General features: G+C 60.1%; 1 protein-coding gene. It reads left to right on the plus strand.

Annotated elements, in window-relative coordinates; genetic code table 11:
- Nucleotides 1-233 (plus strand): M28 family peptidase (locus tag KVT28_RS27060; protein WP_217551420.1); only part of this gene is annotated, 233 nt, incomplete at both ends.

Genomic DNA, 233 nt, shown 5'->3' on the forward strand with positions numbered 1-233 from the left:
GAATGTTGTCGGCATCCTCGAGGGCTCGGACCCGGTGCTCAAGAATGAGTACGTGGCGGTCGGGGCCCATTATGACAACGTCGGGATGAACCCATTCGCACCGGGCCCTGACAAGATCTGGAATGGTGCCGACGATGACGGCTCAGGGACGGTCTCTGTTCTCAACATTGCCGAGGCGTTCGCTAAAGGCGGCCAGCGGCCCAAGCGTTCGATCCTATTTATCTGGCACGCCG

The sequence above is a fragment of the Pantoea sp. GbtcB22 genome (genome assembly GCF_019091025.1).
Lineage (GTDB): Bacteria > Pseudomonadota > Gammaproteobacteria > Enterobacterales > Enterobacteriaceae > Pantoea > Pantoea leporis.